Annotated in this window: 9 protein-coding genes and 4 pseudogenes; 4 read left to right on the forward strand and 9 right to left on the reverse strand. The window is 70.1% G+C overall.

Annotation, left to right across the window (positions count from 1 at the left end; all coding sequences use genetic code 11):
* Positions 1–4 precede the first annotated feature (4 nt).
* Positions 5–3,625, forward strand: a complete 3,621-nt coding sequence (gene cydD / locus ACWDO5_RS06315; protein ID WP_450528862.1) for a thiol reductant ABC exporter subunit CydD — start codon at positions 5–7, stop codon at positions 3,623–3,625.
* A 337-nt stretch (positions 3,626–3,962) separates the two neighbouring features.
* Positions 3,963–5,012 carry a peptidoglycan DD-metalloendopeptidase family protein gene (locus ACWDO5_RS06320; RefSeq protein WP_450528864.1) on the forward strand — a complete coding sequence of 350 codons (1,050 nt, stop codon included), beginning with the start codon at positions 3,963–3,965 and terminating at the stop codon, positions 5,010–5,012.
* 10 nt (positions 5,013–5,022) lie between these two features.
* Here ACWDO5_RS06320 and ACWDO5_RS06325 read toward each other — a convergent pair whose 3' ends face one another.
* Positions 5,023–5,871 (reverse strand): Cof-type HAD-IIB family hydrolase, encoded by an 849-nt coding sequence (locus tag ACWDO5_RS06325; RefSeq protein WP_450528866.1) that lies wholly within the window; start codon positions 5,869–5,871, stop codon positions 5,023–5,025.
* A 54-nt stretch (positions 5,872–5,925) separates the two neighbouring features.
* Between ACWDO5_RS06325 and ACWDO5_RS06330 the strand changes: the two are divergent.
* A pseudogene (locus tag ACWDO5_RS06330) lies at positions 5,926–6,201 on the forward strand (LLM class flavin-dependent oxidoreductase); the annotation flags it as partial.
* A 51-nt stretch (positions 6,202–6,252) separates the two neighbouring features.
* Here ACWDO5_RS06330 and ACWDO5_RS06335 read toward each other — a convergent pair.
* The 4 genes from ACWDO5_RS06335 to ACWDO5_RS06350 all read right to left on the reverse strand — a co-directional run bounded on the left by ACWDO5_RS06335 (position 6,253) and on the right by ACWDO5_RS06350 (position 8,790).
* On the reverse strand, positions 6,253–6,645 hold the full coding sequence (locus ACWDO5_RS06335) for a PIN domain-containing protein (RefSeq protein ID WP_450528867.1): 393 nt from the start codon (positions 6,643–6,645) through the stop codon (positions 6,253–6,255).
* Positions 6,642–6,923, reverse strand: a complete 282-nt coding sequence (locus tag ACWDO5_RS06340; RefSeq protein ID WP_450528869.1) for a hypothetical protein — start codon at positions 6,921–6,923, stop codon at positions 6,642–6,644. Before ACWDO5_RS06340 ends, ACWDO5_RS06335 begins: the two co-directional genes overlap by 4 nt.
* Before the next feature lie 287 nt (positions 6,924–7,210).
* The gene (locus ACWDO5_RS06345) at positions 7,211–8,416 is read right to left on the reverse strand and encodes a hypothetical protein (protein ID WP_450528871.1); all 1,206 of its coding nucleotides are present in this window, start codon (positions 8,414–8,416) and stop codon (positions 7,211–7,213) included.
* A gap of 62 nt (positions 8,417–8,478) precedes the next feature.
* Positions 8,479–8,790: a hypothetical protein gene (locus ACWDO5_RS06350; protein WP_450528872.1), complete on the reverse strand. Its 312-nt coding sequence runs from the start codon at positions 8,788–8,790 to the stop codon at positions 8,479–8,481.
* Between the two features lie 288 nt (positions 8,791–9,078).
* Between ACWDO5_RS06350 and ACWDO5_RS06355 the strand changes: the two genes are divergently transcribed.
* Positions 9,079–9,975 carry an LLM class flavin-dependent oxidoreductase gene (locus ACWDO5_RS06355; protein ID WP_450528873.1) on the forward strand — a complete coding sequence of 299 codons (897 nt, stop codon included), beginning with the start codon at positions 9,079–9,081 and terminating at the stop codon, positions 9,973–9,975.
* Positions 9,976–10,026: 51 nt separating this feature from the next.
* Here ACWDO5_RS06355 and ACWDO5_RS06360 read toward each other — a convergent pair whose 3' ends face one another.
* The 4 genes and pseudogenes from ACWDO5_RS06360 to ACWDO5_RS06375 form a co-directional block, all read right to left on the reverse strand.
* On the reverse strand, positions 10,027–10,584 hold the full coding sequence (locus ACWDO5_RS06360) for an RNA 2'-phosphotransferase (RefSeq protein WP_450528875.1): 558 nt from the start codon (positions 10,582–10,584) through the stop codon (positions 10,027–10,029).
* A 124-nt stretch (positions 10,585–10,708) separates the two neighbouring features.
* Positions 10,709–11,666: pseudogene (locus ACWDO5_RS06365) on the reverse strand (MerR family transcriptional regulator).
* Between the two features lie 135 nt (positions 11,667–11,801).
* Positions 11,802–12,790, reverse strand: a pseudogene (locus ACWDO5_RS06370) (alpha/beta fold hydrolase); the annotation flags it as partial.
* 32 nt (positions 12,791–12,822) lie between these two features.
* A pseudogene (locus tag ACWDO5_RS06375) lies at positions 12,823–12,981 on the reverse strand (M24 family metallopeptidase); the annotation flags it as partial.
* Positions 12,982–13,185: the final 204 nt, after the last annotated feature.

A 13,185-nucleotide genomic window follows, 5' to 3' on the forward strand; every position in this document is an offset into this window, starting at 1 on the left:
GGGGATGTTTCACGTGAAACCGATCGATCCGCGTCTGCTCCGGTACGCCCGGGCCACGCGTCGCTTTCTGATCGCGGTGGTGCTCCTCGGACTTGTCGGGGCGGCGCTGGTTGTCGCCCAGGCGATGCTGATCGCCGAAGTGGTGGTGGGGGCGTTCCAGAAGGGGCTCTCCACTTCCGGCCTCGGTATGGCGCTGGCGCTACTGGCGGCGGTCGCGGTCGGCCGGGCGGTCGTCTCCTGGCTGACCGAACTCGCCGCGCACCGCGCGAGCGCGGCGGTCAAGTCGGAACTGCGCGGGCGACTGCTGGAGCGGGCCGCCGAGCTGGGTCCGGGCTGGCTGAGCCGACAGCGCACAGGCTCGCTGGTCGCGCTCGCCACCCGCGGTGTCGACGCGCTGGACGACTACTTCTCGCGCTATCTGCCGCAGTTGGGGCTCGCGGTGGTAGTGCCGGTGGCGGTGCTGGCGCGGATCGTGACCGAGGACTGGGTCTCGGCGGCGGTCATTGTGGTGACGTTGCCGTTGATTCCGCTGTTCATGGTGTTCATCGGCTGGGCCACCCAGGCGCGGATGGACAGCCAGTGGCGGCTGCTGTCCCGGCTGTCGGGGCACTTCCTGGATGTGGTCGCCGGTCTGCCGACGCTGAAGGTATTCGGGCGGGCGAAGGCGCAGGCCGAGTCGATCCGGTCCATCACCTCGCAGTACCGGCGGGCCACGCTGCGGACGCTGCGGATCGCGTTCCTCTCGTCGTTCGCGCTGGAGCTGCTGTCGACGCTCTCGGTGGCGCTGGTGGCCGTCGGCATCGGGATGCGGCTTGTGCACGGAGACTTGGATCTGTACACGGGGCTGGTGATCCTGATCCTGGCGCCCGAGGCGTATCTGCCGATCCGGCAGGTGGGGGCGCAGTATCACGCGGCGGCCGAGGGGCTTTCGGCCGCGGAGGAGATCTTCCGGGTACTGGAGACCGAGCCGCGGGCGGGCGGTGCGGGGGAGCCGGGCACGCTGCGGCTGGAGTTGGACCGCGTGACCGTCCGTCATGCGGGGCGCAGTGAGGCGTCGCTGGACGCGGCTTCGCTGGTGGTGGAGCCCGGCGAGACGGTCGCGCTGGTCGGGCCGAGCGGGACTGGTAAGTCGACGCTGCTGGATGTACTGCTGGGGTTCGTGGCGCCGGCCGAGGGGCGGGTGCGGGTCGGCGGCTCGGATCTGGCGAGCCTCGACCTGGACCGGTGGCGGGAGCAGATCGCCTGGGTGCCGCAGCGCCCGTATCTCCTCGCGGGGACGGTCGCGGAGAACGTACGGCTGGCGCGGCCGGACGCCGATGACACGGCGGTGCGGGACGCGCTGCGGGACGCCGGGGCGTACGACTTCGTGACCGCACTCCCCCAGGGTGTGGACACGCTGCTCGGGGAGGACGGCGCGGGGATCTCGGCCGGTCAGCGGCAACGGCTCGCGCTGGCCCGGGCGTTCCTCGCGGACCGGCCGCTGCTGCTGCTCGACGAGCCGACGGCGGCGCTGGACGGGGAGACGGAGGCGGGCATCGTCGACGCAGTACGGCGGCTGGCGGAGGGGCGGACGGTGCTGCTGGTGGTCCACCGCCCGGCGCTGCTGGCCGTGGCGGACAGGGTGATGGAGCTGCGGCCGTCTGTGAGCGTCGAGGTGTACGGCTCCGCCGGGGATGGCCGCCGCGCCGGGGTGGAGGATTTCACCGCCCGCCCGCCCCTGAAGGAAGGGGAACCAGAGGGTTCCCCGGCCCCCTCCGGGCTGCCACGCCCATCGGCGTCGCCGGACGGCGTGGGAGGCGGCTCTGTCGAGGGGCTGCGTCCGTCGGCTGGGCTGGACGGTGTCAGGGAGCCGCGTCTCTCCGGGTCCGTCTTGGCTGCCCTCGCGCGGGTGCGGGGGATGGCCGGGGAGCTGCGGGGGCGCTTCGCGCTCGGGCTGCTGCTCGGCAGCCTCGCTCTGGGGTCCGCTGTGGGGCTCATGGCCGTATCCGGCTGGCTCATCTCGCGCGCCTCCGAGCAGCCGCCGGTTCTCTATCTGATGGTGGCTGTGACGGCGACCCGGGCCTTCGGCATCGGGCGGGCCGTCTTCCGGTACGCCGAGCGGCTCGTCTCGCACGATGCCGTGCTGCGGATGCTCGCCGAGCTGCGGGTCGCCGTCTACCGCAGGCTGGAGCGGATCGCGCCCGCCGGGCTGCGGCAGACCCGGCGCGGCGATCTGCTGTCCCGGCTCGTTGCCGATGTGGACGCTCTGCAGGACTACTGGCTGCGTTGGCTGCTGCCCGCGGGCGTGGCCGTCGTCGTGGGAGCAGGGTCCGTCGGCTTCACGGCGTGGCTGCTGCCCGAGGCCGGGGCGGTGCTCGCCGTCGGCCTGCTCGTTGCCGGGGTGGCCGTCCCGCTGATCAGCGGGGCCTGCGCACGGCGGGCCGAGCGGCAACTCGCCCCTGAGCGCGGGGCGCTGGCCACTCAAGTCGTCGACCTCCTGCGCGGGACCGCCGAACTGACCGTCGCCGGAGCGCTGAAGGGCCGGCTGGACAGGACGCGGGAGGCCGACCAGCGGCTGACCCGGATCGCCTCGCAGGGCGCCGCTGCCACCGCGCTCGGCGGTGGGCTCTCCGCGCTGGCCTGTGGGCTGACCGTCGTGTGCGCCGCGTTCGCCGGGATGCAGGCGGTGCGTGACGGACGGCTCGACGGGGTGTCTCTGGCGGCCGTTGTGCTCACTCCGCTTGCTGCGTTCGAGGCGGTCACCGGACTTCCACTGGCAGTGCAGTACCGGCAGCGGGTCAAGCGGAGCGCCGAGCGGGTGTACGAGGTGCTGGACGCACCCGTCCCCGTACCCGAACCGGAGTCGCCACTCACCCCGCCCGGGACAGCGTTCCCGCTTGAAGTGCGGGGCCTTCGGGCTCGGCACGCCGGGCAGGAGCGGGACGCACTCGACGGCGTCGATCTGGCACTGACCGCAGGGAAGCGCATCGCCGTCGTCGGGACCTCGGGGTCGGGCAAGACCACCCTTGCGCAGGTGCTGCTCCGTTTCCTGGATGTCAGGGAGGGGACGTACACGATCGGCGGCGTGCAGGCGGCCGCGCTCGACGGGGACGCGGTCCGCCGGTTCGTCGGGCTGTGTGCGCAGGACGCACATCTCTTCGACAGTTCCGTACGGGAGAATCTCAGGCTCGCGCGTACGGAGGCGACGGAGGACGACCTCAGGCAGGCGCTGGGCAGGGCGAGGCTGCTGGAGTGGGTCGACGCGCTGCCCGGCGGCCTCGACACCCTCGTCGGCGAGCACGGCGCGCAGCTCTCCGGCGGTCAGCGGCAGCGGCTGGCGCTGGCCCGCGCGCTCCTCGCCGACTTCCCTGTACTCGTACTCGACGAGCCCGCCGAGCATCTCGACCTGGCGACGGCGGACGCGCTGACGGCGGATCTGCTTAACGCGACCGAGGGCCGGACGACGCTGCTGATCACGCACCGGCTGCAAGGGCTGGATACCGTCGACGAGGTCGTCGTCCTGGAGGCGGGGCGGACCGTGCAACGCGGTTCCTACGCCGAGCTCGCCGCGGCCGAGGGTCCGCTGCGGCGGATGCTGGAGCGCGAGCGGGCGGCGGACCTGCTCGGTACCCGGCCCTCCGGATGACCGAGCTGCTGGAAGCCATGCGTTCCGTCGGCACCGGCCTTGAGCTGCACTCCATCCTCGACCGGATCTGCGAGAGCCACCTTCGCGCTCCAACAGGGAGCTGAGCACCCTCCGGGCTGCGCGCAATCCGGCGCGGCGGGCGGAGTCGCTGGGCGGGGCGAGCCCTGCGGCCCGGGGATCCGGGAGGACGGCGGGGGTACGACGGTGTCCTGGAAGGCTCCGGTCTAGTCCGGACGGCGGCGGGAAATCCCGGACTTGGGCGGGAAACTGGGCCAGGTGGCGGTACGACACCTCACGGGTACCAGGAATCGCCGCGGCTCCGGGCGATTATCCGAGGATGCGCTTGAGACACCGCGACCTGCTGCTGCTCGTCCCGGTTCTGCTGTGCGCGCTCCTTGGCCCGAGCGCGCCCGAGGCCATGGCGTCCGACGGGCCGCAAGCCAGCACCAGCGCCGAGGTGGCGCAGCTGTTCGAGGACGCGGCGAAGGCCACCGCGACCTACGAGCAGGGCAGGCGGAGGGCCGAGGTACAGCGCGACAGGGCGGACGGGCTGCAAATGCAGCTGAACGAGCAACGGGATGAACTCGAAACGATCCGCGACGAGGTGGGCAGCGTCGCCCGCGCTCAGTACCGCACCGGCGGGACGCTCGCGCTCACTGCGCAGCTGCTGCTCGCCAGGAACCCCGACGAACTGCTCCGCGGACGGCGGCTGGCCTGGCAGGCGGGGCTGGCCGTGAACCGGTTGCTCGGCCGGGCCGGGCAGGCCAACCGGAAGCTCACCCTGGTCGAGGGGAAGGCCCGGGCCGCCCGGCGCGAGCTCGAAGCCCGCGAGGCGCAGCTGGCGACGATCAAGCGGTCCATCGAAGCGAAGCTGGAGGCCGCGCAGTGGAAGCTGCAGGCTGAGGCGGACCGCAGCGTAGCGGCAGGCACGTGCTCGGGCGCCGTAAAGCTCGGCCGCAGCGGGGGCAAGCCGCCGCGGGGTGCGGCGTGGGTGGCGCCGGTGGAGCAGTACGAACTGTCCGCCGGGTTCAACAGTGCCGGTGAGCGCTGGGCGAAGCGGCACACCGGCCAGGACTTCGCGGTCGGCATCGGGACCCCGGTGCGGTCGATCGGGGCGGGCCGGGTGATCTCGGTTTCCTGCGGCGGCGGCTTCGGAATCGAGATCGTCGTGCAGCACCCGGGCGGCTACTTCTCGCAGTACGCGCATCTGGCGGCGGTCACCGTCGACCAGGGCGATCGGGTACGTACCGGGCAGTGGATCGGGCAGACCGGCACCACGGGCAACTCGACGGGGCCGCACCTGCATTTCGAGGTGCGGCTCACGCCGTATCTGGGGTCCGGGGTGGATCCGGTGGCCTGGCTGAGCGAGCGCGGCGTCTGGCTCTAGCAGGACGCTGCTAAACCTTCTTGAGGATCTGCTCGATGACGACCGCCACGCCGTCCTCATTGTTGGCGACAGTCCGGCCGGAGGCCGCGGCGATCACGTCCGGATGCGCGTTGCCCATCGCGTACGAGGTCCCGGCCCAGGTCAGCATCTCCACATCGTTGGGCATGTCCCCGAAGGCGACGACCTCGTCGGCGGAGATCCCGCGCTGGGCGCAGCAGAGTGCCAGCGTGCTGGCCTTGCTCACGCCCAGGCCGCTGACCTCGAGCAGCGCGGTCGGGCTGGAGCGGGTGAAGGACGCGAGCTCGCCGGCGGCCGTACGGGCCAGGGTGAGGAAGCCGTCGGGCGTCAGCTCGGGATGGTGGGCCAGCAGCTTGATCACCGGGGCGCCGGCCTCGGGATGGTCCTCGTCGAGCAGCTTTTCGGCGATGGCGACGGTCGCGCCGGGGTCGAGATGGAACGGCGGATAGTCCGGCTCGTAGTGGATGCCGGTGGTCAGCTCGACCGCGAAGGAGGTGCCGGGTGCGGCGTCGCGCAGGGCTCGTACGACATCGAGGGCGATGCCCCTCTCGAGAGCACGGACCTCCAGCAGCTTCCCGCCGGCGTGCAGATCCACGACGGCCGCGCCATTGGCGCAGATGGCCAGCCCATGGCCGTGGACATGGTCGCTGACGACGTCCATCCAGCGGGATGGCCGTCCGGTGACGAAGAAGACCTCGATTCCCGCCTTTTCGGCGGCGGCGAGGGCGGCGATCGTACGGTCCGAGACGGATTTGTCGTCGCGTAGCAGAGTGCCGTCCAGATCAGTGGCGATCAGCCGGGTGGCAGCGGGCAGCGGGCGGGGATCGGTAGCGGAGGTCACACAGCCATTCTCCCGTACGCGGGCGCACGGGCGTGCGACAGGGCGCACATTTGAGTGTGCACGCGGACTCCGGGGCCACGTACGCTCGATGCATTGAGTACCGTGATCCTTCCTGTCCGCCCTTGGCACAACGGCGGCCGCGACGAGTGGCTCCGAGCCGAGCAGCTCGGCTTCCACACCGCCTACACCTACGACCATCTGTCGTGGCGGTCCTTCCGCGACGGGCCGTGGTACGGCGCGGTCCCGACGCTGACCGCCGCGGTCGCTGCCACCGAGCGGCTGCGCCTCGGCACCCTGGTCACGTCAGTCAAGACTTTTTCACCCATCACGCGCTGACCTGCGGAAACGCGGCAAGGGTGCAGGAAGGGCCGACGTGGGCGCTCAGATCGGCTCGAGGGCGATGCGGGGGTGGCACAGTCGGCGCAGATCATCGGTATCGCTCGTGATGACAGTGACGTCGCCGTGCTCCAAATGAGCCGTAGCCGCGAGCATCGCATCGATGGCGTACTTGTGGCCGTGCAGGCTTTCGGCGGCGAGCAGTCTGCTGGCCGCACGTGCGATCTCCTCTGTGACGGGGCGCACCTTGCTCAGGGAGACCGCATGGTCGAACGCCGCCTGCGGCACCTTCGGGTCGCGTGCCTCCACCAGCGTCGCCGCGCTCGTCACGACGAGCAGGTCCAGGCTGCGGGCGACGTCCAGCCATACGGTCATGTCGCGGTGCCGCCAGGAGAGCTTGGAGAGGGCCTCGCTGTCGAGAACGAGAGTCCCACTCATGCAGCGTCCGCTGGAGCGGAGTCGCCGCGGTGAGCAGCGTGGTGGGCGCGGATGCGCTCGGCCTTGGCCGACACCTCGGCCGGGTCGACAGGGCCGTGCTCCGCTTCAGCGGCGGCGATGTACTCGTCGATGGCCTCGCGCTGGAGCTGCCGCTGTACAGCCTCCTCGATATAGGAGGAGACGCCCTGTTTGCCGGCGCGTGCGCGAATCGCCTCCAAGGTCTCGGCGCGCAGGGAGATGCTGGTGACTCGGGTCTTACCAGGGCGGGGAGTGTCCATATATGAAGTGTAGTACATGACCTGTTAACTCGCTAGCGCTCTAAGCGCGAAAGCTCGGTCGCCGGTTTGAGAGCCCTCTGAGAGTCGCACCGAGGGTGGGGTCGAGCTTGGCCCCGATTGCTTCGAGGACCGCGACAGCCCGCGACAGCCCGCGATGGCCGGGATCGGACCGCAGGTGCGGGGTCGGCTCGGTCAGCCGCCCCGCAAGCCACCTCTCCGGGGGCGGTGGCTCATCCAACGCGTGGTCGGGCTTGCGCGGCAGCCGCCGTGCCCTCGTGAACGGTGGGCTACCGGCGGCCGGCGGCGAGCCCACTGAGGCGGTCGCCGATCACGGAGACGCCCGGACGTGGCTCCTTCTCGTAGTACCCGGGCTTGCGTCGGCGCAGCAGTGCCTCGCCGTGCTCGATCCAGGTGAATCCGGGCTTCCGCAGGAGCTTCCGGAACACCACGTCGGTTGTCTCCGGGTGGGCGGCGGCCAGTCGGCGGATCGGCAGTGGCGTGATCGACTCCTCGCGCAGGTACGTGCGGAGCAGATCTTGGTGCTGCCTGCGGCCTGCGAGGGCGGGGTCCGCAAAGAGGTCCCGCAGCATCCCGTAGTCCGCGTAGAAGTTCATCCCCTCGACCTGGTCGTAGATGATGCCGATGGTGTTTGAGTCCGCCAGCTCTCGTGGCAGTTCGAAGAAGGGTAGGTCCAGGCCGGGGAGTCGTCTGCCCCGGGCGCGGCTGGGCTGTCCGGCGACGGCGGCCTCCTGGCGGTGGCGGTAGTAGGCGTTGAGGCGGGTCTCTGCTTCGGCAGGCGGAAGGACCAGTTCGTCGCCGCCGCAGAACTCGACGAACGCGGCCCGGTCCTCCCGCATCCGCTGCCATCCCTGCTCGATCTTCTCGGGGTTGCGGAAGACGAGCTCGGGCTGGCTGGTGGCCAGTTCGAGCGCCGCCTGGGCGATCTCGGTGGCGCTGGACCTGGGGTAGTACGACATCGCCCCGGATACCAGCCACGCCCCGTCGGCCGAGTGAACGGGTACCAGGCAGGTGTGGAGGAATCCTCCCTTGGACACTCCACGGAACGCCGGCCGCCCGACATTCGAGTACGTGCGGTACTCCAGGTCGTCGACCAGGTTCAGCAGGACGACGGCATCCCCTTCCTTGCGCTCTATCTCGAAGATGCCCTCGACCGGGTCACGCCAGCCGAGCAGCATCTCCCGGTCGGCCGCGGTCAAGTCCTTCCGCTCGGCGACGAACCGGTCCACCACGGTCGAACCGTCCGGCAGGCGGTACCGCAGGATGAAGTGGTCTGTGATCCGGATCGCCGCGCCCTCGTCCAACTGCTGCTCAGGCCCTGCGGCCTCCAGCAGGAGGGGCGTCAACCACCGGTCGAAGCGGGCGCTCTGCGCGAAGGCGACCAGCTGCCCTTTCAACTCGGCACTGCGCTCGATGAGGTCGGTCAGCGACGGTTCACCGGCGCCCTGATGTGCGCGCTGTACGGCGTCAGCCACGTTCAGCCCTTCCATACAGGCCAGTTCCGCGTGAAGTGTCGTGAAGTGTGAGGTGCCTGGCCTCAACCGGCCCAGTGACGGTACGCGTCGATCCACTCCGTGCCCTCGGGCGCTGGGCTGGGCAACGGCAGCTCCAGGATTCCGACCGACTGCCGGATGCCGCCGCGAGTGCACAGGGCGACGATCCTGCCGTCCGGCGTGAGGTCGACGCCCCGCACGGTTACCTCGACGCCGAGAACCGCGGTGGTGAAGGGCACGTCGATGTGCTCCTCAAGCATGGTGAACAGACCGGTCAGCTGTTCGTCCTCGTTGTAGGCGTCGACAGTCGCCTCTTCGATCATGGTCTCGAGTTCGGCCTTGCCCAACGTTCCCATGGAGCAACACTAGCCAGGTACTCCGCACATGGGGGAATCGCTTCGCGAGGCTTGTGTCAAGCGATGTTGAACCGGTCAGTACCAGTCAACATCAGGGACACCTTGCCCAACGACCGATCCCCGAAGTGGTGTTGACTCAGCCGCGATTCGATCCGCGATCATGGCCGATATACCCACACGAGCTACGGAGGACGGGACTAGCGACCATCGGGGAGACGCCGGGCTGCTTCCGGCACCTACTCCGCCTGGACCGCCGTGGTAGCCGGCAGCCCGCGTATCGTCTGCGGCATGCGTCTGAGCACGGTGATCCTCCCCATCCACCGGTGGGGCGAGGGACAGAAGACCTGGCGGCGGGCCGAGGAACTCGGGTTCCATGCCGCATACACGTACGACCACCTGTCCTGGCGGAGCTTCCGGGACGGGCCGTGGTTCGGCGCGGTCCCCACACTTACGGCCGCTGCGGCGGTGACACAGAGTATGCGATTGGGTACCCTCGTCACGTCGCCGAACTTCCGGCACCCGGTGACCCTCGCCAAGGACCTGATCTCCCTCGACGACATCTCCGGCGGACGGATCACGCTGGGCATCGGCGCGGGTGGCATGGGCTTCGACGCGACGGCGCTGGGTCAGGAGGCATGGACACCGCGTGAACGGGCCGATCGATTCGCAGAGTTCGTACCGCTGCTCGACCGGCTGCTGACCGAGGACTCCGTGACCTCCGAGGGGACCTTCTACTCGGCGGTCGAGGCCCGTAACGTCCCTGGCTGTGTGCAGCGGCCCAGGCTGCCCTTCGCCGTCGCGGCCACCGGGCCGCGCGGGCTGAAGCTCGCGGCGAAGCACGGGCAGGCGTGGGTGACCACCGGCGATCCGAAGCTGTTCGAGACGGGCACGCCCGAGCAGTCCGTCGAGGCGATCCGCGGGCAGATCGAGAAGCTCGGCAAGGCATGTGCGGAGATCGGCAGGGATGTGGACGAGCTCGACAAGATCCTGCTCACCGGCTTCACACCGGAACCCGGCCGCGTGCTGGAGTCCCTCGACGCCTTTGTGGACTTCGCGGGCAAGCACTTCGACCTCGGCTTCACGGAGATCGTGGTCCATGCCCCGATCCCCGACTCGGATTTCGCCGCGGACCAGGCGGTCTTCGAGCAGATCGCGACGGAGGGCCTCGCCCAGCTGACCTGCTGAACCGGGCCTCGTAGGGGCGACGGCCTCATGATGTCCACCCTTGGCGGTGGCCTACGCGCCGGGGAAGCGCAGAAACTCCGGCGGAACGGCGTCGGTGAGCCAGACGCCGTTGGTGCTGACGTGGAAGAGGTGGCCCGCCCGATGCATCGCTCCGGCGTGTACGGAGAGGACGACGGGGCGGCCGCGGCGGGCGCCGACGCGGGTTGCGGTGTCGCGGTCGGGCGAGAGATGGACATGGTGGCGCTTCATCGGGCGCAGGCCTTCGGCGCGGATTGCCTCCAGGCTGCGGGCGACGGTGCCGTGGTAGAGGTACGCGGGCGGCTCGGCCGGGGGGAGGTCCAGGTCGACCTCGACGGTGTGGCCCTGATTGGCGCGGATGCGCGTGCCGTCGATCGTGAAGCGTTGCTTGTCGTTGACGGCGACGACATGGTCGAGCTCGGCGCGGCTGAACAGGAAGCCGTGCGCGGCCGCGGCCCGCATCAGCTCGTCGACCGCCACCCAGCCGTTCTCGTCGAGGGTGATGCCGAGACGGTCTGGCTGGTGCCGCAGATGCTTCGAGAGGTACTTCGACACCTTCACGGTGCGTTGTTCATCGGGTCTTGCGTTCATGCCGTCAGCGTGCCCGTCGGCTCGGTCCGGCGCCACCAAAAAAATCGCATTGCAGGTTTGATCCACAGCCAACTGTAGTTATCCACAAGGGAATTGGCGTTTCTGTGGACAACGCAGCGCCGATTTAAGCTCTTTGGCCAAATTGCCTGGAATCGCCATTCTTTGAAGTCAGGGCATCCAAAGTCCTGGCCTGCACCTCTCGTTCGGTCGCGGCCGCGATAAAAGCGGCCACGTTCTCCTGACCAACCAGGCGGTGCACCGCCCGGATTGTCTCCGGCGGCAGAGTCACCGGGCCTGGCTCACTGTCCACCGGCGGCGGCCCCTGCGCACCCAGGTGCTGTTGAAGATGCCGGGTGGCGAACGTCCGCATCGCCCGCGCCAGTTCGGCGTCGACCGTCTGCTGCGCGAGCGGCCGCAGCAGCCGGACCAGCGACGCTGTCTCGGCCGCATCCGCGTCTGTCGGCGGCCGGTGGCCCAAGTAGCGGGCGAAGGCATGCTCGGTGGTGAACTCGAGGAAATGGGAAGCTATGTGCTCCACCTGCCCGCGAAGTTCCCGCAGATGACCGGAGATTGCCGTGAGTGGCACTCCCGCCGCGTACAACTCGGCCGCCACCGCGAGCTCTTGGGGGCTGGGCACCAGGAATTCGCCGTCATGTCCCGGGATCCGCTCCAGCACACCGAGGTCCACCGCCTCCGCGACCGCCGCATCGTCCGGCTTCCCGCCGAACTTTTTGTCCAGCTCGGCGCGGGTGATCCGGGCCGGCTTCTCGTCCGTCCACGGCCCTTGTACCTCGGCGACCAGGCCGAGCAACCCCGCCGAGCCCGCGCCCGGCGTCCCAGGCCTCCAGCAGCTCCTTGATCGAGGCCAGGGTGTAGCCGCGGTCGAGCAGGTCAGCGATCTGCCGCAGCCGCGCGAGGTGGGTGGAGCCGTACACATTGGCCCGCCCGCGCCGCTCCGGCTTCGGCAGCAGTCCGCGGTCCTGGTAGGCGCGGATCGTGCGGACGGTGGCGTCGCTGTGGTGCGCCAGATCCTCGATCCGGCACTCGGCTACTGACTGCTCGGACAAGCCTGGTCCCTCCATGACAGCTCGATGACAGGCCGCCTACGACAAGGCGGCGCGGCCCACCGCCCTCGCCGCGGCGCGGGCCGGGGCGACGTCGCGAGACAGTCGATGGCCTTGCGCGGCGAGCCCTCCTGCGAGGGATGGGTGGCGGTGGGCTCGTCCGGTCACCAGGACGAGCTGCCCCCCGGCCGCTCGGCATACGGGCCGCGGGCCACGGTCTCCCGCGCGGCCACCCCGGCCGCGCTGTCCTCGTTGGCCACGACGAACTCGCCGATCCAGGCCGACAGCTGGTCCGGCCTGGTACGCGGCACCCAGTGCTTGGCGGGCAGCGAGCGGCGGGTCAACCGCGGTGCCCACTCGCCCAGTTCGTCGTAGAGCCGCTCGGACAGGAAGATGTCACCCGTCGGCGTGATCAGCTGGACCGGAGCCTGGGCGTACGCGTCGGAGCGCGGGCGGCGCAGCCGCGCGCGGACGTTGTCGCGGTAGAGCCACGCGCCGTGCGCCGCGTCCTGCGGAAGCGAGGGCGTGGGGTAGTCACCGCCGGGCACCTTCTCCAGCCGCTGCAGGATCCGGGGCCACTGCTTGCCCAGCGGCCCGCGCCAGGCGAGCTCCGGCAGCACCGGCGTATGCAGCATGTACACGTACCAGGACTTGGCGCCCTGGCCGAGCAGCTGGCCGACCCTGCGGGGCGTGGGCCGGCTCATCCGCTTCTTGATCCAGTGGCCGAAGTGGTCCAGGGACGGTCCTGACATCGAGGTGAAGGAGGCGATCCGGCCCTCGGTACGCTTCACGGTCACGAACTCCCAGGACTGCACCGAGCCCCAGTCGTGGCCGACCAGATGCACCGGCCTGTCCGGACTCACCGCGTCCGCGACAGCCAGGAAGTCGTCTGTCAGCTTCTCCAGGGTGAAGCCGCCGCGCAGTGGCGTCGGCGCGGTCGAGCGGCCGTGCCCCCGGACGTCGTACAGCACCACATGGAAGCGGTCAGCGAGCCGCTCGGCGACCTCCGACCACACCTCCTTGCTGTCCGGATAGCCGTGCACGAACAGCACGGTCGGCTGCGTCGCGTCGCCCAGCTCCGCGACGCAGAGCTCGATTCCGCCCGTACGGACCCAGCGCTCCCGCGCCCCCTTGAGACTCACGCCGACTCCTCCTCATTGCATCCGAGGTGCGGCTCGACCGCCCACAGCCCCGCCGGGGCGGTCACCCCGCGCTCGGTCACCCCGGGCTTGAGCTGCGCCGCGACCGCCTCCGCGCATTCGTGCGCCAGGCGCTGCACTTCTCTGAACCCCCGCGGTTCCGCGGTCAGCTCACTTGCCACTGCTGATGTCATGCCACCCGCCCGTCCGTCCGTCCCGAATGCGGTACGTAGCCGTAAGGTGACACTGATGAATGTGAGAATGATCGGCGGCCGCGTCAAGGGTCGTGCATAGCCTGTGGACAACCGACCTGTGGACAACTGGCCTGTGGCCCTACCGACCTTTGGCCTACCGGCCTTCGGACAACCGGCCTTCGGACACCCGCGCCGCTGTTCACT

The sequence above is a fragment of the Streptomyces sp. NPDC000880 genome (assembly GCF_053599675.1).